This is a genomic window from Tautonia rosea (assembly GCF_012958305.1).
GTDB classification, from domain to species: Bacteria; Planctomycetota; Planctomycetia; order Isosphaerales; family Isosphaeraceae; genus Tautonia; species Tautonia rosea.
Genome location: NZ_JABBYO010000004.1, coordinates 479,006 through 502,511 on the forward strand (window position 1 = coordinate 479,006; position 23,506 = coordinate 502,511).

At 65.0% G+C, this 23,506-nt stretch carries 21 protein-coding genes; 10 read left to right on the forward strand and 11 right to left on the reverse strand.

Annotation, left to right across the window (positions count from 1 at the left end):
• Window position 1 precedes the first annotated feature (1 nt).
• Window positions 2–949, forward strand: coding sequence for a lysophospholipid acyltransferase family protein (locus HG800_RS09465; protein WP_169976162.1), 948 nt, complete (start codon window positions 2–4; stop codon window positions 947–949).
• A 57-nt stretch (window positions 950–1,006) separates the two neighbouring features.
• Here the strand turns inward: HG800_RS09465 and HG800_RS09470 are convergent, their stop codons facing one another.
• The 4 genes from HG800_RS09470 to fae all read right to left on the reverse strand — a co-directional run bounded on the left by HG800_RS09470 (window position 1,007) and on the right by fae (window position 4,703).
• Window positions 1,007–2,101, reverse strand: a complete 1,095-nt coding sequence (locus tag HG800_RS09470; protein ID WP_169976164.1) for a ComEC/Rec2 family competence protein — start codon at window positions 2,099–2,101, stop codon at window positions 1,007–1,009.
• Between the two features lie 78 nt (window positions 2,102–2,179).
• Entirely contained in the window at window positions 2,180–3,205 is a 1,026-nt protein-coding gene (locus HG800_RS09475; protein WP_169976166.1) for a DUF1464 family protein, read from the reverse strand.
• A 34-nt stretch (window positions 3,206–3,239) separates the two neighbouring features.
• Window positions 3,240–4,103 (reverse strand): NADP-dependent methylenetetrahydromethanopterin/methylenetetrahydrofolate dehydrogenase, encoded by an 864-nt coding sequence (locus tag HG800_RS09480; protein WP_169976168.1) that lies wholly within the window; start codon window positions 4,101–4,103, stop codon window positions 3,240–3,242.
• Between the two features lie 96 nt (window positions 4,104–4,199).
• Entirely contained in the window at window positions 4,200–4,703 is a 504-nt protein-coding gene (gene fae, locus HG800_RS09485) for a formaldehyde-activating enzyme (RefSeq protein WP_169976170.1), read from the reverse strand.
• Window positions 4,704–4,954: 251 nt separating this feature from the next.
• On the opposite strand from fae, the gene HG800_RS09490 reads away from it, so the two are divergent.
• Together HG800_RS09490 and HG800_RS09495 are read left to right on the forward strand one after the other, a co-directional pair.
• Window positions 4,955–6,136 carry an ATP-grasp domain-containing protein gene (locus tag HG800_RS09490; RefSeq protein ID WP_169976172.1) on the forward strand — a complete coding sequence of 394 codons (1,182 nt, stop codon included), beginning with the start codon at window positions 4,955–4,957 and terminating at the stop codon, window positions 6,134–6,136.
• A 104-nt stretch (window positions 6,137–6,240) separates the two neighbouring features.
• Window positions 6,241–6,933 (forward strand): zinc metallopeptidase, encoded by a 693-nt coding sequence (locus HG800_RS09495; RefSeq protein WP_169976174.1) that lies wholly within the window; start codon window positions 6,241–6,243, stop codon window positions 6,931–6,933.
• A 215-nt stretch (window positions 6,934–7,148) separates the two neighbouring features.
• Here the strand turns inward: HG800_RS09495 and HG800_RS09500 are convergent, their stop codons facing one another.
• The 5 genes from HG800_RS09500 to HG800_RS09520 all read right to left on the reverse strand — a co-directional run bounded on the left by HG800_RS09500 (window position 7,149) and on the right by HG800_RS09520 (window position 11,453).
• Window positions 7,149–7,631: a hypothetical protein gene (locus HG800_RS09500; RefSeq protein ID WP_169976176.1), complete on the reverse strand. Its 483-nt coding sequence runs from the start codon at window positions 7,629–7,631 to the stop codon at window positions 7,149–7,151.
• A gap of 6 nt (window positions 7,632–7,637) precedes the next feature.
• Window positions 7,638–9,503 carry a cytochrome c peroxidase gene (locus HG800_RS09505; protein ID WP_315852007.1) on the reverse strand — a complete coding sequence of 622 codons (1,866 nt, stop codon included), beginning with the start codon at window positions 9,501–9,503 and terminating at the stop codon, window positions 7,638–7,640.
• A gap of 207 nt (window positions 9,504–9,710) precedes the next feature.
• Window positions 9,711–10,160 carry a hypothetical protein gene (locus tag HG800_RS09510; protein ID WP_169976178.1) on the reverse strand — a complete coding sequence of 150 codons (450 nt, stop codon included), beginning with the start codon at window positions 10,158–10,160 and terminating at the stop codon, window positions 9,711–9,713.
• The gene (locus HG800_RS27955) at window positions 10,126–11,088 is read right to left on the reverse strand and encodes a GNAT family N-acetyltransferase (protein WP_169976180.1); all 963 of its coding nucleotides are present in this window, start codon (window positions 11,086–11,088) and stop codon (window positions 10,126–10,128) included. Before HG800_RS27955 ends, HG800_RS09510 begins: the two co-directional genes overlap by 35 nt.
• A 56-nt stretch (window positions 11,089–11,144) precedes the next feature.
• Window positions 11,145–11,453, reverse strand: coding sequence for a Rieske (2Fe-2S) protein (locus tag HG800_RS09520; RefSeq protein ID WP_169976182.1), 309 nt, complete (start codon window positions 11,451–11,453; stop codon window positions 11,145–11,147).
• A 243-nt stretch (window positions 11,454–11,696) separates the two neighbouring features.
• Between HG800_RS09520 and HG800_RS09525 the strand changes: the two genes are divergently transcribed.
• The 7 genes from HG800_RS09525 (at window position 11,697) to HG800_RS27320 (ending at window position 20,642) form a co-directional block, all read left to right on the forward strand.
• Window positions 11,697–13,268: a phytoene desaturase family protein gene (locus tag HG800_RS09525; protein ID WP_169976184.1), complete on the forward strand. Its 1,572-nt coding sequence runs from the start codon at window positions 11,697–11,699 to the stop codon at window positions 13,266–13,268.
• Between the two features lie 53 nt (window positions 13,269–13,321).
• Window positions 13,322–14,029 (forward strand): bacillithiol biosynthesis deacetylase BshB1, encoded by a 708-nt coding sequence (bshB1, locus tag HG800_RS09530; RefSeq protein ID WP_169976186.1) that lies wholly within the window; start codon window positions 13,322–13,324, stop codon window positions 14,027–14,029.
• 33 nt (window positions 14,030–14,062) lie between these two features.
• The gene (locus HG800_RS09535) at window positions 14,063–16,156 is read left to right on the forward strand and encodes a vWA domain-containing protein (protein WP_169976188.1); all 2,094 of its coding nucleotides are present in this window, start codon (window positions 14,063–14,065) and stop codon (window positions 16,154–16,156) included.
• Between the two features lie 222 nt (window positions 16,157–16,378).
• A complete protein-coding gene (locus HG800_RS09540) occupies window positions 16,379–17,398 on the forward strand; it encodes a sugar phosphate isomerase/epimerase family protein (protein ID WP_152051664.1) in 1,020 nt (339 codons plus the stop codon).
• A gap of 411 nt (window positions 17,399–17,809) precedes the next feature.
• On the forward strand, window positions 17,810–19,438 hold the full coding sequence (locus HG800_RS09545) for an ABC transporter substrate-binding protein/permease (protein ID WP_169976190.1): 1,629 nt from the start codon (window positions 17,810–17,812) through the stop codon (window positions 19,436–19,438).
• Entirely contained in the window at window positions 19,435–20,181 is a 747-nt protein-coding gene (locus HG800_RS09550; RefSeq protein ID WP_169976192.1) for an amino acid ABC transporter ATP-binding protein, read from the forward strand. The genes HG800_RS09545 and HG800_RS09550 overlap by 4 nt, the downstream gene beginning before the upstream one ends.
• Window positions 20,178–20,642, forward strand: a complete 465-nt coding sequence (locus HG800_RS27320) for a GxxExxY protein (protein ID WP_206352190.1) — start codon at window positions 20,178–20,180, stop codon at window positions 20,640–20,642. Before HG800_RS09550 ends, HG800_RS27320 begins: the two co-directional genes overlap by 4 nt.
• A gap of 140 nt (window positions 20,643–20,782) precedes the next feature.
• Here the strand turns inward: HG800_RS27320 and HG800_RS09560 are convergent, their stop codons facing one another.
• Together HG800_RS09560 and HG800_RS09565 are read right to left on the reverse strand one after the other, a co-directional pair.
• Complete coding sequence (locus HG800_RS09560; RefSeq protein ID WP_169976194.1) at window positions 20,783–22,324, reverse strand: hypothetical protein; 1,542 nt, start codon at window positions 22,322–22,324, stop codon at window positions 20,783–20,785.
• 150 nt (window positions 22,325–22,474) lie between these two features.
• Entirely contained in the window at window positions 22,475–23,401 is a 927-nt protein-coding gene (locus tag HG800_RS09565) for a DMT family transporter (RefSeq protein ID WP_169976196.1), read from the reverse strand.
• Window positions 23,402–23,506 lie beyond the last annotated feature (105 nt).

Here is a 23,506-nt window from a genome sequence, read left to right on the forward strand (position 1 = left end):
GATGTTCCCCAAGCCCGCCCGCGTCAAGCGTCGCAACCGGTTCGTCGACTACGCCGCGTATCTCGGTGTGCGGATGGTCGTCTTCATCGCGCAGTCGTTGTCGATGCGCCAGTCGTACGCCCTGGCCGATGCCATCGCCGCCCTCGTCTACAAAATCGACAAACGCCATCGGCAAGTCGCCATGGAAAATCTCCGGCACGCCTTCGGTGATGAGTACACCGACGAACAACGCGACCAGATCGTCCGAGGGGTCTATCGGCATTTCCTCCGCATGGTGATGGAAATGTTGCACATCCCCAAACGCTTGCACCTGACCACCTGGCGCAAGTTCATCACCCTCAAGGGGCACGGACCGGTGATCGAGCGTCTGCTCAAGGGGGGGCCGATGATCATGCTTACCGGCCATTATGGCAACTGGGAGATGGCCGGCTACCTCTTCGGCGCCTTCGGCTTCCCACCGCATTCGGTGGCCCGAGTGCTCGACAACCCGTACCTCGAGCGCTACCTGAAGGAGTTCCGCGAGCAGACCGGCCAGAAGATGATCGCCAAGCGTGGCGGCTCCGACGAGATGCTCGACGTCCTCCAGTCCGGCGGCCTCCTCTCCATGCTCGGCGATCAGGACGCCGGTCCGAAGGGCTTGTTCGTCGACTTCTTCGGACGACCCGCCTCCACCTTCAAGGCTATTGCCCTGCTCGCCATCGAGTTCAACGCCCCGATCGTCGTCGGCGGCGCGCGTCGGGTCGGAGACGACTTCCAGTACCTCGTCGAGGTCGAGGAGATCATCGACGTCAACACCGACGACGCCTCCCCCGACTTCATCCGCGAGCTGACCCAGCGCTACACCGCCGCCCTCGAACGCATGGTCCGGCGCGATCCGACCCAGTATCTCTGGCTCCATCGCCGCTGGAAAAACCAGCCGAAGGCCAAACGATCGAAGGCCGCCGCCTGACGGACCATCAATCCCGAGGGCCGTCGCTCGTGCTTGGCCCTCGGGTTCCGCAAATCATTACTTTGATTCGAACGTTTTCATCTCTCCATTCGTTCCGATCCGGATGGAATACGCCGATCCGTCCGGCTCGACGTGAATATGGAGAAACTGGCCCCCCTCGGGGTCATCGTTGGCAATCAGCGCCGGATCGGTGTTGTCCTCGGGTCCGGTGGTTACGTTGCGGTGCATCTGGTAGTTGGCCTGGATGCTCGGAATCGATTTCAGGAGATGCACCACCGATGCCGACCCTCCTTTGCGCGGGCCGTTGTTCATCACGGTCACCGTGGGCTGAATCGTTCGAATCAAGGTCGGATGATTTGACGTTTCCAGCCCATGATGCGTGACCTGATACACGTCGATCCCATGATCGTCGTTCTCTCGATCGTCCGTCGCTCGAATCTGATCGACCGGGCACACTAGCTGCCGCTCGATGTTCCAGGTCAGATCGCCGCAATCGAGGAAGTCAAACGCACCGAGTCGAACGACCAGCGCGATGCTTCGGGCGTTGTCCGAGGTGTCCTCGGCCTTGTCGGCGGGCAGGTCGTCGCACCGAGCATTGGTCCCCCCTTCGCCTTCCTCGCAGCAGCCCAGCACCTTCCCGCCCGACGCCAGCACGACGGCCGATACCTCGCCTGCCAAAGGGAGCGTGTCGCCCGGCTTCAACACGGTCCGGTTTCCCTCGGCGGCGTTCAGATACGCCACAAGTAACGGGTTGTCGTCCTTTGGCCCGTCCGGAAAATCCAGCCCCTCCAGCGCATCCGACGGCAAACCTCGATCCCAGTAGCGACCGATCGGAATCAACTTTGCCAGGCCCTCGACCCCGCCGTAATGGTCGGTATGCCAGTGGGTTGTCACCAGATGATCGAGCCGATCCAGACCCGCGACGTTTTTCAACACATGCACAATCCGCTTCGGGTCGCGATCGTCGAACCCAGGCCAACCGGAATCAATCAAGATCGACTCGCGTTCCGGAGTGATGATCAACGTGGCTGCGCCTCCAAGCACATCCACGAAGTAAAGATCAAGCCCCTGCTCCTGCCCCTTGGCGGCACTCGGCACGAGCACGGCGATCGAAACGAACAAACAGGCAATCCGCGAGCGATGGGCGATCATGGGGAGAGGGCTCCGATCAGAACGGCGAAGGCTTCGGAAACAACCGCTCCCGATTGTGGAGCCACACCCGGAGCCGGATCAAGCGGGCGGTGACTTTTCCTCATCTACAACTCGCTTCAGAGGCGCCAGCCCATCGAGCACTGTGCCCGACGATTCCCGGAGCCGGAGCGACTCCACCAGATCGGCATGCCGTCCTCCCTGGAGGCCGTCGGCCAGCAACGCCGCCCCCTGCGCCGCGTGCTTGACCCACGCGCCAGGCAGAGAATCCAATCGAACGCACCGGCCGAATCGGGCCACCGTTTCCTCGACAACCAGGGCCAGATCGGGACGATTCGCGGCCGATCCCGAAAGGTAAATCCGATCAATCGGGGTCAAATCACACAGTCCCGCCAGATGCTTGCGCAAGGACTCCACGAACGCAAGCCGGCCGTTTTCCCCCAGGTCATCCAGGCCCCCTCGAAACAGATCCCGTTTCGACAAGGGGCCGAGCCAGTACGCCGCCTCGCCGTCCCAGAGCCCCGGTGATCGAACCCCGATCGGCCCGGCCGAACCTGCCGAGGCATCCACGAGTGCGCCGTTCTCGATGATCAGAATCGCCGAGAAGGCCGAGCCGATCTCGACCACCGCAAAGGTCGATTGCGAGGGCGGACGACCCCTCGCATCGGCATCCATCCGCAAGGCCAGCGCGGCCACCGCCACCTTGTCGGCCGTCCCGCGATCAACGGTCAACACCTTCCGGTGTGCGGGGATTGTCGGCAGATGAATCCCCCCCGGCAGAAAGACCACTGGCAGGTCCGACTTCACCAGCGCGTCGAGCCAGCTCGAAAAGCCTCCCACGCCGAGCGATTGGCCGCGCTCGTCCGGTCGCACCAGGCTCATCCATCGCAGGTCGTTCGCGGTCACATCAGCCGATCGAACCATCGGTAAACCGTATCCCGAAGGTCCCGCAATCAGATCAAGCGGCTGCCAGTGCTCCAGTTGCTCGATCAGCGAACCCGCCGGTGCACTTGGCGGAAGGCGAACCTGATCTACCACGAGCCCATCGACCAGCAACAGCAGGTCAAGACTCCCCGTCCCGGGGTCAGTCCCGACGACGCGAGGCATGGCAGGAGTCTCAAACCGGTCTGCGGGGAGAGGTTCAGCCGAGCGCTTCGCCAATCGCGAAGACCTCTTCGGCGTCGAGAATTCGGTCGTTGGCCTCGAACATCGCTCGAATCGCCCGAGCGTGGATCTTCATCTTCAAGCCGCCCACGCCGATCGCCCCCCACGTGCGGACACCGTCGCGGTCGGCGTCGCGGTCGTGGACCTCGATTCCTTCGATCCCGAGCGGAGGAACGGCGTTCAGGTCGATCATCACCCGCAAGTCGCTCAGCGTCGTCCGCACCGACTTCGGCAAGAGCGTCACCCCGGCCGAGCCTGCCGAGACGATGAGCTGACAGCCATCGAGCCCTTCGGCCATGGCGTCGGCATCAACCCCAGCGAGAGGGGTAAGACTCGCCCCGGTTGCTTCGCCGATCGCCCGGGCCACCGCTTCGGCCCGATCGAGCTTCCGAGACGATACCGTGACAGCGGCCCCCTGTCGGGCGAGCAACCGTGCCACCCGCTGGCCGACCGGTCCCGTCGCGGCTAGCACGGCCGCCTTCACCCCTTCGAGCGAACCGCCAAATCCCGCCTTGGCCGACAGTACTGCCGCCGCTGCGGTCGTGTTGGCCCCGTTCGGGTCGAGCAACACCGAGACGCGAAACGGGCCGAAGAACGCGTCCTTCGCCGCCCTCAGCAACGCCTCGGCCCTGGCCACATCCGTCCCGCCGATGAACACGGCCGTGTGCTTCAGATCCTGCGGACCCCTCGTGAACAGCCCACCGTACACGAGGTCGCGAACCTGTTCCGGCGCGACGTTGCCGTGCCGGAACAGGTGATCGACCCCGGCATCCACGGCGACCACGGCGTCGAAGACGCTCGGCTGCGGGTCGGTATCAAGCTGCAGGAGGATCGTCTTCATCGCGGTCACGCCGAGGGGGGGCAATCGGTCGGTCGGTCGGCGGTCGAGACCACAAGCCTCTCGCGCTCGACCGACTAGGGATCGAGAGAGAAGAAATCAGGCGAACGGGTGCGACGCCGAGTCCTTCTTCTGAACCACTTCCGAGGCGGCCGGCTCGCCCTTCATGGCGCGCTCGATCGAGAGCTTGGTGGCCTCGTAGTTGAACTGGTTGATCTTGGCCTTGTCCTGTGCGGCCGGGTGAATGAAGACGCCGCACACGATGCAGAGGTCCTCGGCCTTGTCGGCCGGAATGGTCCCCTCGGCCACGCAGTCGGCCACGGCCTTGGCCACGGCATACTGAGCAGGGCCGAACATCAGGACGGCCTGATCGAGCCCCTTGATCGTGACCTTGGTGATCAGCACGGTGGCCGGCTTGACGGCCAGGTTCGGCTCCAGGACGGCCAGCAGGTTGGTGTGGCCGTGCGACTGGTTGGCCAGCGCATTGGCGAAGGCCGCCCCGACCGGCCCGGTCTTGGTGCCGATCATCAGGTCAATGTGGGCGACCTCGTTGCCATCACCAACAAGGGCCTCTCCGACGAGCAGGGTATGATCGCTTGCCATCAGTCAATTCTCCGAGGCGTGTTGCAGAAAGAAACGGGAGGGGGCGGGTTGCTTACGGACAATTGGTCTGCCTGCCGGTCCACTCCTTGCGTAATGGTCCAACAGGTGGTTGGGTGGCATGATAACAGGACGGTACCGCCTCGCAAGGGTCGGGCGTCGGCTTTGGGGGGGATGGCGGCCCTTGCTCGGGCAAACCAGGCTCCGGCCCAACGCCCCATCGGGTCCTGAATCGAACGCGGAGCATCCCCCTCGTGTCCAGGACGGTCTTGATCGTCGGGGCCAGTGTCCGAGCCTTCGCCCACTCGGCGATCCGGGCCGGGTTCCAGCCTGTTGCCATCGACCTATTTGCCGACTGGGACCTCCGGAGTGCCTGCGAGGCCCATCAGGTCGATCCCTCCACTTATCCCGCCGCCCTGGAAGGACTCTCGTCCACCTTGCCGAAGGCCCCCTGGTGCTATACCGGCGCCATCGAGAATCACCCCGACCTGATCGATCGCATCGCCCGCGATCGGCCCCTTTGGGGCAATCCCGGCGAGATCGTGCGTCGGGTCCGCGACCCGTTCTCCCTGGCTACCGCCTTGCGCCACGCCTCGCTGCCCGCGATTGACGTGAGCCGCAACGCACGGGGCCTCCCGGCCGACGGCTCCTGGCTGGTTAAACGGGTCCGATCGGCCGGCGGAGCCCACATCCGGCCCTTCGACGGTCATGCTCCCGAACCAGTCGAAGGAATCGAGTACCTCCAGCGCCGCGTGATCGGCCCGAGCGGCTCGGCCGTCTTCGTCGGAACCTCGGCGGGATCGGCCCGCCTGATCGGCGTCACGCGGCAGTGGATTGGCCACGACGACGCCGCGTTCGGCTACCTCGGCAGTGTCGGGCCAGTCCGGGTGCCTCGGCAGGTCCGCGATCAACTGCGGCAAATCGGTGCGGTTCTGACCGGAGAATTTGGCCTTCGAGGTCTCTTCGGCGTCGATTTCGTCCTTCGCAACGGGCTCGCCTGGCCGGTCGAGGTGAACCCAAGGCCCACCGCGTCGGTCGAGGTGCTCGAATGGGCGACCGGCTGGTCTGCGATTCAGGACCATGCCGACGCGTTCGGGGCCGAGCTCTCGGCCGAGGGGCATGGGACTTGCTCCGTTCGGCCTCACACAAAGGTCGGGAAGCTCGTCGTGTTTGCCCCGTTGGAGGGCCGAGTGCCGGACGCGATCCGCTGGCGGGGGGGCAATCCCCGATCCGGTCGGCTGCCGAGGCTCGCGGATCTCCCCATGCCGGGGACCTCGTTCCAGACGGGGCAGCCGGTGCTGACGCTCCTGATCGCTGCGTCGTCGGCTGCCTCGTGTCGGACCCGATTGATCCGTCGCCTGATCCAGTGGCGGGCCCGCCTGCGATCCTGGGGTGAGGGATTCGAGCCGACTTCCACCGCGACGGAACTCGGTTGACGATCGAGAACCAATGACCTCGTTAGTTCGTAGAACACAATACCTGATTGTTTGAAACGAACATCCTGGCAGATGCCAGTACGGCACTGAGGAGGAGTGGAGCCGTGATTTTCGATCCTGTTTACTTTTTGTTCCTTGCCCCGGCGATGCTCCTGGCCGCCTGGGCACAGATGCGCGTGAAGTCCGCCTATGCCGAGGGCTCGGAGATTCGCTCCTCCTCCGGCGTGACCGGCGCCCAGGCCGCGGCCGAGGTCATGCGCTCCGAGGGGTTGAACCGCATCGACATCGAGCCGGTCGACGGCTACCTGAGCGACCACTACGACCCCAGGCACAAGGTCCTTCGCCTTTCCCCCGGCGTCTACAGCGAGCGTTCCCTCGCCGCGCTCGGCATCGCCGCGCACGAGGCCGGCCACGCCCTGCAAGACGCCCAAGGCTACGGCCCCCTGGCGATCCGCAACCTCCTGGTTCCGGTGGCCGGGTTCGGCTCAAACTTCGCCTGGATCGTGATGATCGTCGGCTTCTTCATGGGCTCGATGAACATCATCATCGGCGGCATCGCCCTGTTCTCGGCCGTCGTCGTCTTCCAGCTCGTGAACCTGCCGGTCGAGTTCGACGCCAGTCGCCGCGCCCGCGAGCACTTGATGACCACCGGCCTGATCACCGCCGCGGAAGAACCGGTCGTCGCCAAGGTCCTCAACGCCGCCGCCTGGACCTACGTGGCGGCCACCCTGTCGAGCATCCTTACCCTGCTCTACTTCCTCTTCCGCTCCGGCCTGCTCGGCGGCCGAAGCGAATAACCGACCGGCTTCGACGCCCTTCAAAATCCACACGGCCCAGCCATCCCCTCGGATGACTGGGCCGTGTTCGTGATTGAGAGCGATTGCCGCCTGGGTGGCAAACTTGTATGCGAAGAATTGTCCGGACCATTCCCGAACCCGATGGTTCTGAACAGTCCCCTCGTTCATGCATCCAGCTCTCGATCCCACATCATGGAGGAGTTCGGAACGTCCTCTCACAAGACCCCATCTCGCTTCGGCTCGGGGCCTTTGACCTCACCCCGCGACGAGATGATCCATGAGGAATAGAGCATCGCCAGCGCCGCCGAGTAGAAGGCCATCCAGTGTCCCGAGAACATCCGGAATACCGCCGGGGGCATGTCCCCTCCGGCCGGTTGCTTCCCGGCAGGGGCCATCACCCCGAAGTTCAGCATGAAGTTCACGAACGCGTAGACGAAGAACGCCGAGGTCTTCCACCGCATCCAGCGTGGGCATCCCCGCAGGGCGACTCGCCAGGCATCCTCCCGCCTGGCCCCCCGGACCATCTGCCCCGAGGCGAGCAAGGCGGGCAACCAGACGACGAAGATACCCAGGTGCAGCCCCCAGGTCGCCATGCCGAGCGGCTGTGGCTCGCCCAGCCAGGCGCAGCCGTGGGCAACGAGGCTCAGCACGAGCCCAACGGCGGCCAGGGCAAGAAACGGCACGATGAGCACGGCCATGAGCGATCAGAGCGTCTTCAGATACTCGATCAGGTCCAACGTCTCCTGCTCGGTCAACTCGCCGAGGCCGGTGACGAAGTCCGGCGCGTGGTCGCCGGTCAGGGCGTCGCGGAGGGTTCGGGCGCGGCCGTCATGCAGGTACGGGTCGTTGTCGTAGGTGCCGCGGAGCGACGGCGGGTTATACCCCTTGTACACGTCTCGGGGCTCCTCAAGACCGACCATATGGATCTCGCCGTCGGTGAAATTCGGGCCGGAGTGACAGGTGTTGCAGGCAGCCTTGGCCGATCGGAAGACCTCTCGACCACGCTCGGCTGCTTCCGAGATCTCACCGTTCGGCCCGACATACGGGTTGCGAGGGTGTTCCAGCGTCTTGAGATAGCTGATGAGGGCCTGCACCTCCTCGTTGGTGGGAGCTTCCCCCTGCATGCTCTTGGTGAACGACTCGATCATCGCCTCCTCAAAGCTCGCTTGCCAGCCGTGCCAGGTCCAGGGGCCAGTCTGGTAGGCACCTCGAAGCGTAGGCACGTCTTTCTGGCTGCGGGTCGATCGCAGGTTCGAGAAGTCGTGCCAGCCGTCGTTCATCGTGTCGAAGCGTTCGCCGTTGTGGTGCCCGTCGCTGTGGCAGGTGTTGCAGCTATACCACTGGTTATGCGACCGAACGGCGTCGTGAAAGAGGATCTCCCCCTGGCGGACGATCGACAGCTCCTCGGGGCCTCCCAGGTCGATCGACCGGACCAGCTCCCCCGCGTCGGCGTCGATCACCTGAACCGAGTCGCCCAGGTAGTTCGCGACATACAGCGTCTTGCCATCCGGGGCGAAGGCCAGCTCAGTCGGCCGGCCTCCAGTGGCGACGCGTCGGAAGCGGCCGTCCCCTCCCAGCAAGGAGAAGTGAATCAGGTCGCGCGAGCCCCCAGTGCGCCACGGTAGCCGTTGCAGGTCGGTTCGGAGCAGAAGGACCTCATGCGATCCTCCGGCCGAGATGGCAATGTACTTGCCGTCGCCACTGATGGCCAACCCGTGCACGTCGCCAACGGCATCCCCCTGCGGGTCGAGCGACTGGGTCGCGTAGTCCTCGGGAGAGCCGTTCAGCGGCACCCGCGTCAGGCGCTGGCCGAGCACCCAGCCCAGGTCAATGTTGCGGTCGGTCGTCGCCATGCCTCGGTTTTCCATGTTGGCGACGTAGCCGAACTCTCCCGAGGGGTCGATCACCACCTGCCGAAGGTTCGACCCCCGGATCGGATAGGTCCGCTCGACATTCAGATCGGCCGTGCGGATCAAGGTCAGGTCGGCCGATCGCGTGTTGCCAACGAGCAATCGCTCACCGTCGGGACTCAGGGCCAGTCCTCTCGGCTCCCGACCCACATCGACCCTCCCGGTGATCTCCAGCCGGTCGAGATCCACCCGCACGACCTCATTCGCCACGCCAACGGCCACGTAGGCCGTCGTGCCGTCCTTGGCAATCACCACCCCTCGGGGCTCAGGTCCGACCTCGATCCGGCCGGTCACTTCCAAAGAGTCGTCACCCACCTGAAGCACGGCCAGATCGTAGCCGTACCAGTGGGCGACCACTCCCCGACGGCCGTCTGGCGCAAAGGCCACGCCGGCCGGTTTCGCTCCGGTCGTAAGCTCGGCCAGGACCGAGCCCGATTCCGTATCGACCAGGGAGACCGAGTCGGCCGTCTGATTGGCCGTGAGCAGTCGGGAGCCGTCGGCCGAGAGGGCCAGGGCGATCGGTGACCGGTGGGGCTCGGCCGGGACAGGGTTCGTCTCATCGCCAATCGTGGGTTGAGACGAGGTCGCCATCAGGGTCGCGAGGCCCAGCACCAGGGCGATCGGAGCCGGGGCCATTCGGGCAATCGGGTGATGCGTCACAGCTTACGCTCCTCCGGAAGACAAAGGCGGGCAGCGATCGGCGAGACGGCCGGCGGGGAGACCGGCCTCGGGCGGAGTTTGTGCGCACGATGGCACAATGGTCCAAGCATACGCACCGACCCTGGACCTCGACAAGCGCGACCGCCCCGGCTCGGCGTGGCGACTTCGCCATCGCCACGCCGCCCGTCTTCCTCGAAGAGGCGTCAATCAGTCGTCGGTCGGGTCGATTGGTTCCTTGATCGACCGCAGAAAGAACTCTGCCTTCTTCTTCACCTTGAGCTGTGCCGCGTGGGCCTCGGCGTCGGCTTTCTGGGCGTACGGAAAGGTGGCGACGGGTCGGCCGCCGATGTCGCAGACCGCCCAGACCACCCGCATTCGGGGCTGGGCCAGTGGTTTCCGTCGGCTGGTCTCCTCCGGCTTGGGTCGCTTCGGCGTGGCCGGAGCACGGGCGGCGGCCTCGCGGTCGCGGGCCTCGACCGCCTCGACCTCGGCGCGGAGGTCGCGAAGCGATCGGCCTCGGGCAGGGCGTCTTGCCATGATCGTCGGGTCCTTCGGGGGGGCTCGGAGCAGATGAGGGGGAGCGAACGCACTCACGGAGACCGGCCTTGGCGGGTCGATCCGTTCAGGAGCGTCCCAGCCGATACAGAATCGCCTCATCGACCGGCTCGAACCCGAGCGACTGGTAGAGCGCAATGGCTGCGGTGTTGGGGGCTCGGGTCTGGACGGCGATCGCGTGAATGCCTCTCTGGATATGGTAGCGAATCACCTCGCGAATCAAGTATTTTCCCAACCCCTGCCGTCGCGATTCGTCTGCGACCTTCACATCAATCAATCCCGCGCGGAGTCGCCCGTCGATCCGCTCGAACCCGGCCATGTCCCACGTCGTCGCCGTCGCGGCGACCCGCCCGGCCGTATCCTCCAGCTGAAACCGGATCGCATAGGTCGATCCCAGCGCCAGCGCGTCCCACCACGGTCCGAACGGTGCGTCTTCCTCAATCGTCAGTTGAAAGCGTCGGCGCAGAAGAACCGACTTCGGATCGAATCCCGGCTCGGCACTCCCGGCAAGGTCCCGTTCCAACAGGATCGAGCGTGCGACCTCGTCAAATCCGGATGCTCGAACCGCCCGGTGAAACGCGTCATGCTTGAGGAGAATCCCAGCAAACTCACTGCCCCCGTAAATCCCCCAGTAAAACGGGTTGAGCGGATACTGCCCCCCGGCATAAATGACCTTGGCCCCTTCCTCCCTCAGCCTCGCGCTGGCCTGGTCGATCAGATCCGAGCCAACCGCTTCCCCTGCCTCGGGAGCAAGCGCGAGCATGGCGATCGTCCCCATCGAACGGTCGAGCCGATGCGATGGTCCAGCCGCCTCGATCGGACCGAATCCCCCATGCACGAACGCGACCAGCTCGTCCTCCTCCTCGGCGACGATCAGGTCGGCCAGCGTGAATCCCAGGTGGTTGAAGCTGGCTTCGGTCAGTTCCCGAGGCTTCAAGGGACGGGCCACACCGTACGAGGGCGTTCCCTCATTCCAGAGCCGGACCAACGCCGGGATGTCATCATTGCGGGCAGTACGGAAGGTGGTCACGAGACGGTCCCGGCGGCTTCGATCACGAGGACTCAGGAAACTCAGGAATTCCGACGTCAGGTCACGGCAACCTGGATGGCTTCACCTTCGATGCGAACCTCGAACACCGGGATCCGGATCGAGTTGAAGGTCGTGCTGCGGCCGTCCCTGAGGTTAAACTGCCACCCGTGCCAGGGACAGGTCACCACCCCTCCCCGGCAAACCCCATCGGCCAGTGGGCCTCCCTGGTGCGGGCAGATCCCATCGACGGCGACAATCGCTCCATCGAGATTGAACAACGCAACGATTTTCCCTTCGTATTCGACTTCCTTCGACGATCCCGGCGGCAGGTCCTCCAGACGGGCCAGGGTGACAAACTCGGGCATCAGACTCCGTACTCCCTCCGGCTTGGCACGATCGGGAACCGTGATGCTGGGGTCGTCGCAAACGATTTGCTCAACCGCTCGGGATCCGTTCCCCCGAATAGACCGCTCTGGGTCCAATCCTGTCAATCTCCCCGTCCATCATCTTCGATGGTTCGCCGCCTGCCTACACTCAATCCGGGTCAAGATCGCCCAAAAAAATCATGGGAGGCGATCGGCTTCGGCGGTTCTCCGATCGGAGGGGCAATGGACGATCTCATCGTCATCGGCTCGGGATGGGGAGGCTTGGCAACCGCGGCGCTTGCTCGCGCACAGGGCTTGCGGGTCAGCCTGCTTGAAGCCCATACGAAGCTCGGCGGCTGCGCCGGCTGGTTCGATCGCGGTCCGTACACTTTCGACGCCGGAGCCACCGCTCTGATGGGCCTCGGGCCTGATGAGCCGGTCGGCGGCCTCCTCCGTGCCATCGGCCTTGACTTCGAGGGAGCCCGCACGCCTAGCTACCGCGTCTGCCTGCCCGACCGGACGCTCGACATCGTGCCGGACTCTTCCCAGTTCGAGCAGAACGTCCGCGCCGCCTTTCCCGGACTCGACCGCGCCCGGACCCGCTTCTGGAGGCTCCAGGAGGCCGTCGGCTCGACCCTCTTTGCCTGTGCCAACCATATCCCGAGGCTCCCGGCCCGGTCGCTCGGCGATCTCGTGCACGACCTCCGTGTCCTCGGCCCCCGCGGCCTCCTCGCGGCGAGCACCTGGCCCCTGAGCGTCCTCGACGTGATGCGCGTGCTCGGGCTCGCTCACGATCGCCCCTTCCGAGCCCTTGTGGCGATGCTCCTGCAGGACACCGCGCAGGCCGGGCCGGAAACCGTCCCCTTCGCCAACGCCTCAGCCTGTTTGCAGGCCTACCGGATGGGCATGAGCCGCCCAGTTGGCGGTATGAAGGGGCTGGCCGAGGGAATCGGCGAGCGCTTCGAGGCGATGGGAGGCACCCTCCGCCGGGCCACGCTCGTCGATCGCGTCCAGCCCGACGGCCACGGCGGCTTCGAGGTCATCACTCGACGCCGCCAGCGCCTCGCCGCCCGTCAGGTCGCCTTCAACCTGCCGATCGACCTGGCCGCTCGCTTGCTCGGCCGCGACCTGGAGGGGATGCTTGCTCGTCGCGAGGTGCAAACCCGGGCCGCCTGGAGCGCCTTCACGGCCTACCTGGCAATCCGTCGCGAGGCCGTCCCCGACGACGGCCCCCTGTTCTATCAGGTCCTCCGCGACCACCTTGCACCGATCCACGACGGCAACAACGTCCTCGTCTCCCTCTCCCCTCCTGGAGACCCCGCCTACGGCCCCCCCGACGTCCGCATCGCCACCCTCTCGACCCACACCCGCCCCAGCGACTGGGACGGCCTCTCGGCCGACGACCATGTCGTCAACAAAGCGGACTATTCCCGCCGCATGATCGCCGCACTCGGCCAGGCCCTCCCCAATGCTCCCGATTCCCTCGTCCATGCCGAGTTCGGCACCCCTCGCAGCTTCTCCCGATACACGAGGAGGACCCGAGGAGCGGTCGGCGGGCCTCCCGTCTCCCGGCGCAACAGTAATTTCCTGGCCGTTGGCTCCGACGTGCTCGGCCCCGGCCTCTGGGTCGTCGGCGACTCGGTCTTTCCCGGGCAGGGGACGATGGCCGTGGTGCTCTCGGGAATTCGTGTTGTCGAGCGCATCACCGGTCGAAGCTGGGAATCAATGCGATCGGCCCCTCCCGCGATCTCCGAGGAGCAATCCTGGGATCGCTCGCTTCCGAATTCCCAGGAACGGGTTCACTTGCTAAAGTGATGCCCCCTTCGTACGGGCCGATCGACCCTCTCCTCACCTCTCGTGACCAGACGATGGACCACCCCAAGTCGCTTGATGCGCTCGTCATTGCCCCTCATCCCGACGATGCGGAGCTGGGCATGGGCGGCACGGTTCTCCGATTGATCCAGCAAGGTTGGTCCGTCGGGATTCTCGACCTGACCAGCGGCGAGCCGACTCCACTCGGCTCGGTTGAGACGCGCCAGACCGAAACGGCCGAGGCGAACGCCCATCTTGGCAACCCCTGGCGAGCGAACCTCGGCCTGCCCAACCGCAGCCTCGAACCCACCCTGGAGCATCGCCGAGCGGTCGCGACTGTCTTTCGTCGCGTGCAGCCCCGCTTGATCTTCGCTCCCTACTGGGAAGATGCCCATCCCGACCACCTCGCCGCGACCCGATTGATCGAAGATGCCCGCTTCTGGAGCAAGCTGTCGAAGTCGGACATCCCCGGCACCCCCTTCCATCCGGCTCGAATCCTGTATTATTTCAGTGTCCACCTGAAGATAGTTGAGCGCCCGAGTTTCGTCCTCGACATCAGCGACCAGCAGGAGGCAAAGCTTGCCGCCCTCCGCTGCTACCGATCGCAACTCGTTGACAATCAGCCGGAAGGTCGACCGAGCGTGATCGACAGCGTCGCCGACCGCAGCCGATTCTGGGGACACGTTGTCGGCGTCCAGCACGCCGAGCCCTTTGCCAGCCGAGAGCCGATCGGCCTGTCCGGGTTCACCGAGCTCTTACTCTGATTCGATCCCTTCGGGCTGTCGAGGAACGAGCCGATGCCGCCGCTCCACCGGATGCCCGTCTTCTACCTGGCTGTTCTGCTGATCGGCGGCATGGTCGGTCTGGCCTCCTGGATCGGCGGAGGGCCTCGCGCCTCGGCCGATCGCACGAGCCTAGCGGATCGGAACACCGAACTGGCCGACCGGGAGACCCCGATCCCGACCGACTCCGACGAACCAACCACCGACGGCATCCTTCGCACCGACGACGGCCTCCGCCGCAAGGTCCTTGTCCGGGAACTCGGCCTCCGACCCCGGTTCCGGCCCGACCCGAAAAGCCCAACCTCGGGTGACGACCTCGACTACTACGCCATCCAGTTTGTCTTCGACGAGGACGCTCCGACCGCTCCCGAAGCCACGCGATCCCTTCAGGTCGGCCCGGCCGAGGGGCCGCCGATCGGCTGGGTCCCAGACTCCGGCGTCCTTGCCTGGAACACGAGGCTCATGGCTCGCCCGACCTCAAGGGCCGCTCGGCCCCCGTTGGTCATCTACCGCGATCGTTCCTGCCTGCTCGACGCCCTCGCCGGTCGCCGTTGCCCCGATCACGGCGACGCTTGCCCGATCGAAGGCGAGGAACCCGAGACTGAGACCTCGGACGATCAACGACCCCTCGCCGAGCCGACCCTCGGCCTCCCGATTCTCTCCAGCGACTCGATCCCTCAGCCGGATGGCTCGAACCGAACCATCTTCGAGGTCGCGAGCCTCGTTGCCGATCGTGCCCCGCCCCCACCTCCTCCGAGCGAGCCGCCCGACTTCCTCAAGCGATCACTCCGGCAGATGTATCTCGCCGTCGTTATCGACACGACCGCTTCCATGCAGGCCTCGATCGACAGCGCCCGCGACCTAGCCTCGGAGCTGGTCGAGGAAGCGACTCGCCAGGAGGTGACCCTCCGCCTCGCCCTCGTCGCCTTCCGAGACGATCACCCGACGTTCGGGTACGCGGTCCGCATCGTCTCTCCCTTCGCGTCCCCTCGGGTCTTTCGCGGAGCACTCGACCGGATCGAGTCGGCTTCCCGAGGCGATGGCAGCGTGGCCGAGGCGGTGCTCGACGGCGTGGCCGCGGCCCTGCCCGCCCCTCCCGAAGGATCGGGCCGCGATCGCGATCACCTCGTCTGGCCGACCGGCCGAGACGGGGACCTGGCCACGAAGTTACTGGTCCTGATCGGCGACGCTCCGGACCACGACCGCGACGCCGTCCGAGCCGAGGCTCTGGCCGACTGGGCTCGGCAGCACCGCATCACCATCGCCGCCGTCTCCATCGAGCGCGACGACCTCCGCGGCGACGAGCCCGAGCGCTACCGGAGCCAGTGGAATGCCCTCGCCTCCGGGTCGTTCCTCCCCCGCGATCGCTCGGCCAACTTCGAGCGACCCATTCCCCCCGTCCGGCCCTCCTTGCGTGACCCCTCGGCCCTCAAGCCGACACTTCGGGCGATCATTGATGACCGCGTCCTCGCCGCCCGAGAGCTGGCAGCTCTGCTCGACGCCGAGGCCGAGGGACGCCTGCAAGATTACGTCGATCGGCGAGGCCTGAAGCTCAACCAGATCGCCCCGGTTCTCGTCGACCTTCACGGCGGTCAACCCCGGCCTGATCCGAGCCCCGACCCCCGACAGGACGGTCGCCGGGCCCCCTCGGTCCGTCGCGGTTGGATCGCCGAAGCCATCCACGGCCAGCCCCTGGTGACGATCGAGATGCTCATGACCCGTCGCGAGCTGGATACCTTGATTGCCGAGCTGAGCCAGTTTCAGCAGGCGCTTCAAGGCGGGGCGGACGACCTGACCGACCTGCTCCGGATCGGCACCGCCGCAGCCAGCGGCGAGGCGGCTTTCCTTGCCACCGATCGCGGCGACCGCACCTTCGCCGAACACCTGGCCCGACGTCAAGGGCTCCCCCCTGTCCGTCCCGAGAGCCTGCTCAACCGCTCGCAAGCCGATCTTCTCCAGGCCGATTCACCCTACCGTGCGGCCGTCTCTCAACGCATCGCCTCAGCGATCACCCAGCTCCTCGATCGTCGGCAGGACCCCGACTGGGACGACCCGAACCGAACCGTCTCTGGAATGGCCCTCGTCCCTTATTCCCCGATTGACTTCTGAGCACTGAGAGGACGAAGAACCGGAAGACGGTAAGGAACCCGCCGTGACCCCGGGGTGTCATTCGCAACGCTCGGCGGGTGCTCATTGACTTCCCCTTCCGCAATTTCTAGGTTTATCGGTTGACCCGCCTCGGATCGCGTCCTTTGGGCCGGCTCGATGTTCGGTCCGGACGTACGATTCTCTCCTTTGTCCAGGTCGATGACTCTCTGGGAGGAAGCCTCGATGGCCCGTCCGATCACGCTGTTCACCGGCCAGTGGGCCGATCAACCGCTGGAGCATTGGGCCCCGAAGGTCGCCCAGTGGGGTTACGACGGCATCGAGCTGCCCTGCTGGGGCGGCCACTTCGATGTCTCCCTCGCCCTGAAGGACAGCGGCTACTGCCAGCAACGCAAGGACCTGCTCGAACGGCACAACCTGCGCTGCTGGGCCATCTCGGCCCACCTGGTCGGCCAGGCCGTGCTCGACCCGATCGACGAGCGGCACAAGGCTATTCTTCCGCCCCACGTCTGGGGAGACGGCGACCCGAAGGGGGTCAACGAGCGGGCCGCCGAGGAGATGAAGAACACCGCCCGAGCCGCCGCGAAGCTCGGCGTGCCGGTCGTCAACGGCTTCACCGGCTCCTCCATCTGGCACATGCTCTACGCCTTCCCGCCGACGCCCAGCTCGATGATCGACGCCGGCTATCAGAAGTTCGCCGACGTCTGGAACCCGATTCTTGATGTGTTCAAGCAAGAAGGGATCCTGTTCGGCCTGGAAGTCCACCCGACCGAGATCGCCTTCGATATGTACTCGGCCCACAAGGCGATCGACGCCGTCGACGGCCGCCCCGAGTTCGGCTTCAACTACGACCCGAGCCACCTGCTCTGGCAAGGCATGGACCCGGTCCAGTACCTCCGCTGCCCGAAGATCCGCAAGCGGGTCTACCACGTCCACGTCAAGGACGTCGCCACCACCCTCGACGGCCGCACCGGCCTGCTCAGCTCCCACCTCGACTTCGGCGACCCCCGACGCGGCTGGGACTTCCGCTCCCCCGGCCGCGGCCAGGTCAACTTTGCCGAGATTACCCGCGAGCTGAATCACATCGGCTACGAAGGCCCTCTTTCCGTCGAGTGGGAAGACCCCGGCATGGACCGCGAGTACGGCGCCGAGGAGGCCGCCGCCTTCATCCGCCGCACCATGATGTTCCCCGCCGCCGGCCGTGCCTTCGACTCCGCCTTCGCCGAAGGCCAGGCCAAGGCCTGACCGATCGGGACGTGCAGGGCTGACTTGACACCGGGGACGCGATCCTGAGTGGGGTCGCGTCCCCGTTTCGATTGCCGATGCGAACTCAGGCAGGAAATCATCGATGATCTTTCATGTGTCGAGCCCGCCCGCCCGACGGTTCCGGTCATCACCCGGTCGAGATTGGTCTCCGAATCGCCCCGGCGGTGCGGTGTGATCAACCCTTGGTCCGGCGATCGAATGTGATGGGCTAAGGATTGTTTCCAGTGGGATCGAACGTGCTTGAGGGGTGTGGGTGGATCTGCTTTTCCCGATTCCCACTTGTCGACGCGTCGAAAAACGGGAACGATAAACTTGTGTCGATCGAGGCTGCTTCGATCGCCATCCGCTCGATGAGGTCCGCCGTCGGACCCGAGCCCAGGAGGTCGCTTGATGGAAGAACCCCCGTCCGGTCCCCCTTCCCTCTTGCCGTCGAGGATCGATCGCGGCCGCCCACGCCACGCCTCCTCTCCCCAGCCCCCCCGACGGCCCTGCCCCGCCTGGCTCGCCTTGCTCGTGCCGATCGCCTTCATCACCGGACCGGTTGAGGGTCAGACGACCCTGGAACGGATCGAACAGTCGGGCCGATTGACGTATGGGTCCGACATGGAAGGGGGCGGCCCCTTCGCCTACCTCGACCCGGAAGACCCTGGCCGGCTCATCGGCTTCGAGGTCGAGCTGATGGACGCCCTGGCCGATCGGCTCGGGGTCGAGGCCGAACTTGCTCAAGGACAGTGGGATCAGCTCCTCAATGTCCTGTCAGCCGGCAACGTCGATATGGTGGTCAACGGTTACGAGCTGACCCCGGCCCGGGTGCGGAATCATCTGGCGACCCGGCCGTATTACCTCTTTCAGCTCCAGTTGATGGTGCGCAAGGGATCGTCAATCCAATCGTGGGACGACCTGCGGCAACCGAAGCCGGGCGGGAGCCGATGGCGGGTCGGGGTGCTCGGCGGGTCGTCGGCCGAGACGTTTGCCGAGGAACAGCACGAGGGTACGGTCGAGGTTCGGGCCTACACCGGCGCGACTGACGCAATGATCCAGGTGCTCAGCGGTCAGCTCGATGCCACCCTCCAGGACTTGCCCGCCGCTCGGTTCTATCAGCCGCAATTTCCGGAACTGCAAACCATCGGTCCTCCCGAAGGACTTGGATATTACGTCATCTATGTGAGAAAGAACGATGGGCCACTTGCCGAGGCGATCAATCAGGGAATTGTCTCATTAATCGATGATGGAACACTTGAACGCATTTATCGAAAATATGACATCTGGACCGATGCCCAGAAACGATTGATTGATCTGGATGCTGAGCAACTGTCTGCCGAGATCGTCAGTCTGAGCCGGGAGTCGGAACGGGGCTGGGCGCTCGTCTGGAAGTACAGGGACCATTTGTTGAGGGCGGCTGGGACGACGATTTTCCTGTCGGTCGTGTCGATGCCCATTGCGATTCTCGTGGGGTTGGTCGTGGCACTGGGGCGTCTTTATGGCCCGGCGTTCGTGCGCGTGCCATTGACACTCTATGTGGAGTTGATTCGTGGCACACCCTTGATGCTTCAGCTGTTTGTCCTGTTCTACCTGGCGAATCTGCCACCGTATGTGGCCGGAATTGTGGGGCTTGCCATCAATTATTCGGCGTATGAGGCGGAGATTTACCGGGCGGGGTTGCAGGCGATCCCGGCCGGGCAGATGGAAGCGGCCCTGGCGTTGGGGATGCCGAGGTGGCTGGCCTTGCGGCGGGTGGTGGTGCCGCAGGCGGTGCGTATTGTCATTCCGCCGGTCACCAATGATTTCATCGCCCTGTTCAAGGACAGTTCGGTCTGCTCGGTGATCACGATCGTCGAGTTGAGCAAGCAGTACCAGATTCTCGCCAATAGTACGGGGGGAGTGCTCGAATTCGCTCTTGTGTGTGCTGTGCTGTATCTGGCGATGAGTCTGCCGTTGTCGTGGTTGTCCCGATGGTCCGAGCAACGGCTCCGAGGAGGAGCCAAGGTGCGCGTCACAAAGAGGGGGGCCCCTGAATGATCGAGGTGTCTGGATTGGTCAAGCGGCACGGAGCCCTTGAGGTGCTTCGAGGCATCAACCTGATCGTGGGCCGCGGCGAGGTCGCGGTGGTGGTCGGTCCGTCGGGCAGTGGCAAGAGTACGTTCCTGCGCTGCTTGAACGGATTGGAGCGGTTCCAGGGGGGAGCCGTGGTGGTGGATGGCCTGCCGCTTGATGCCTCGCTGGCAGATCGCCGCCGCGAGGCGGTCTTGCGGCAGATCCGGACACGGGTGGGGATGGTCTTCCAAAGCTTCAACCTGTTTCCCCACCGAACGGTCTTGCAGAACGTGACTGAGGGGCCGATTCACGTTTTGCGGATTGATCGCGATCAGGCCGAGCATCGGGCGATCGCCCTGCTTGCCCGCGTCGGTCTGGCCGATCGGATTCACGCCCGGCCGCATCAGCTTTCCGGAGGTCAGCAGCAAAGGGTGGCGATCGCCCGAGCGCTGGCGATGGAACCGCGCGCCATTCTCTTTGATGAGCCGACCAGCGCGCTTGATCCGAGGATGACCGGCGAGGTGCTGGCCGTGATGACCGACCTGGCCAGGGATGGACAGACGATGATCGTCGTGACGCACGCCATGAGCTTCGCGCGGCGGGTAGCCGACGTCGTCCACGTCTTCGACGGCGGCGTGGTCGTCGAGTCCGGACCGCCGGGAGCGGTGCTGGAGAACCCGAGCCAGGAGGCGACGCGCCGGTTCCTGACGGAGACGGTGGCGGCGTGAAAAGGGGAATTTTGAGCCACGGATTGAACACGGATGGAAAGAGGAGTGATGAGATTTTCATGGGAAGCGCGAGATGTTGGAACAAGAGGAAATTTCAAGAGAGATTCTTAGTTCAGCGTTTGAAGTCTCTCGGGTGCTGGGATATAGGTTTTTGGAAAAAGGTTTATCAGAAGGCGATGCAGGTGGAGTTGATCAAGAGGGGGATCAGGGCGGAACTCGAAGCAAAGATCAAGGTGAGTTACAAAGGGGTTGTCGTTGGTGATTATCAGGAGGATCTCTTCGTGGAAGACCGAGTCATTGTCGAACTCAAAGTCGCCAAGACCGACAACCCCGAAGATGAACCACAACTGCCCAACGAACTGAAAGCCAGCGGGATGGATCAAGGTCGGTCTTTTGATCAACTACGGTCGAGCCAAGGTCGAGTTCCGTCGCCTTGTGTATTGAACTCTATGACATCTTGATCCCTCCTGGTAACCGATCTCGATCGATCTATTCTCTGAATTTCTCCATTCTCCCCTCTCTCTTTCCCTTCCCCCCCTCATCCGTGGCTCAAGATCCCCTCTCCCCGGTACGGCCTGGGGAGAGGGAGATTCGTGGCACCTCAGCTGATCCTCGCGACGGCCTCCTGGGCGCGGCGCATGAGGGGGCTGTCGCGGGTGGCGGAGCCGGGGATCTTGCCGACGAGGGCGGCGGCGATGGCGGGTTGCCAGCGGGGGTCGGAGGCGAGATGGTGTTCTTCCCAGGCGGCGGCGCCGTACTTGTAGTCGTGGCTGTCGCGGCCTTTGCGGAAGATGGAGTGGCGGGTGGCGGCGAAGAGGGCGTCGGACGAGCCACCTTGGTCGAAGTAGCCGAGGATCAAGGCGGCGGCGCGGCGGTGATCGTCGCTGATGGCCTCGAAGATCTGGGCAATCGCCTCGTCGCCGCTGCCTTCGGGGGCGATCGCCTCCATGGTGGTGAGGACCGGAGAGGCGTCGAGGTTCATCCGCCTGCGGAACAAGGGGACCCAGCCGGCCCCCTGAAGCAGGGCCAGGACGCGGGTCGTCGGGTCGGCGGCGGCGCCGGAGATGTAATGCAGGGCGTTGGCCGCAGTGACGGCGTGCAGGGGGATGATCCCCGGCTCTCGGACAAGCAGCTCGCTGCCGGCGAGGATGACGGCATCCCAGAGGGATTCGGGGGCGATCCCATCATTGAGCAGGCGGGCAGCTTCGGCGCTGGCCTCCTCGGGAGCGCTGGAGCGGATGGCGTCGAGGAGGGTTTCGGTCGCGCCGGGGTCGCGGCGGCCGAGGGCCCAATCCGAGCGGATCGACCGGGCCAGTTCGAGGTTCGGCTCATACGGACCTTCGGCCGAGGCGGAGCCGCCCTGCGTGTCGAGGATGCCATAGGAGAGGGAGCGAAGGACCGGCTCAGCATGCTCCCAGCCGATGGCCTGGAGGGTCCGCCAGCACTGCATGGCGAAGATGGGCTTGTGGCCGATGTTCCGCCAGTCGCGGACGGCGCAGTGCCAGAAGGGTTCCATCGCCTCGGCGGTCCCGGCGTATCGGGCGACGGCGGCGGTGGCGGTGTCGGCGGCGTCGGCGTCCCAGGCGTCGAAGGCGGATTGCAGCTCGGCGACGGCTCGGGAAGGGGTCGGGAGGTGGGCCTCATCGACCTTCGCCAGGATCCAGTCCCCTTCCTGCACGTCCTGGGCCTGCGACGACTTAAAATTGTCGAGCGCCCAGAACATGGGGAGCAAGCGGTCTTCGACCGGGGCCGTCTGGCCGAGCAGGTGGGCCGAGTTCATGACCATGACCGCGTGGAACTTGAAGCCGACGGGACGGGGCTTGATGTTCCGAATGCCGGCCAGGAAGAGACCGGCGAACAGGTCTCGGTAGGAAAGACCGGCGTCGAGCTGTTCGACGGCCACGTCGATGACCTGGTCGCGCGGGGTGTCCTCGATCCATCGGACGACCGGCTCGATCTCGGGACGGAAGCGGACGGCGTCGGGTTCGAGGACCATCTCTGCGGCTCGGGCCGGGGTGATGCTGCCGAGCGTTGCCCAGGGGCCGAGCCCGGCTCCCAGTCCGACGGCCGAGGCCGACTGGAGGAAGGTTCGGCGGGATCGGTTTGGTGGGGTCGGATTCGGATTTGGAGTCGGAGTCTTCATGGCGGGCCTCGTCTCGATCAGGTGCCGCGGAGAAAGAAACCCCTCGGGCCGCGTCGACGGCTCGGGAGAGAACCGGGATTCCCCTCTGTTATCAGAAGGCGCCAGGAGGCTGGAGGCTAGTCCCTTGTTTTTCGGAGATGGGGGTGAAGCTCAGGGGGCGTCTTCTCCTGGAAGGGCGAGCGCAGGGGACTGGCGGTGCTCGAACCGCTCTCGGGAGACCAGATAAATTCCCCAGCCGACCAGGACCCCCGCGACCACCAGTTCCCAGCGGAAAGGCTCGCCCCGGACCAATGTACCGGCGGCGATGCCGAACAAAGGGGTCATGAAGGCGAGGGTGGAAATCCGGTTGGCCGGGTATCGAGCGAGGAGCAACATCCAGACCGTGAAGACGACCCCCGAGACGGCCAGGCCTTGATACAGCAGTCCCCAGCAGGCTCCCGTCGTGAACTGGTAGGAGCCGAATCCTTCAAAGACGGCACTGATGGCGAAGAACATGGGGATGGCCAGAACGTACTGCGTGAACAGGAGCGTGGCCGGTCGGATGATGGGGAAGGTCCACTTCTGAGCGACCGTCTGGGCGCCGAAGATCATGCCGGAAAGCAGGACGATAGCGTCTCCCGATAGGTTGCCACCCGATTGAACTGAGGTTGAGAGCAGGACGGTCACGCCGAGGGTCGCAGCGATCAGCCCTGCGACGCCGCGAGGTCCAAGCCGCTCTCCGAGAAACAGCCACGACAGAGGAGCGACGATCAAGGGATGCACATTGATGAAGACCGACGCTCGACCCGCCAGGCTGAGACTGGTTCCGAGGTTGAAGGTGCCGATCTGGAGGACGGTAATCAGCGCGTGAGCAATCAGGAGCTTGGTGTGCCGGCGATCGACCCACATTGGCTGTCCCATGATCCGGCAAACCGAGGCGACGACCGGCAAGCCGATCAGGAACCGCAAAGCTGCGCAGCCGAAGGGAGGAATGTCGGGGACCGAGTACTTGACGGCGACGGCGTTGCCTCCCCAGAGGGCACAGCAGAGCGTCACCCCGAGCACTCCCATGAGATCGAGGCGGCGGGAGGTCGGCACGGGGGGCATCGGCGGGCCTTTGGGGGAGGGAGGATGATCGGGCGGGACGGTCGGGCGGCGGCCTTATTGTTCTCGGTCGGGGCAACCAGCGTCAAGCCGACGACC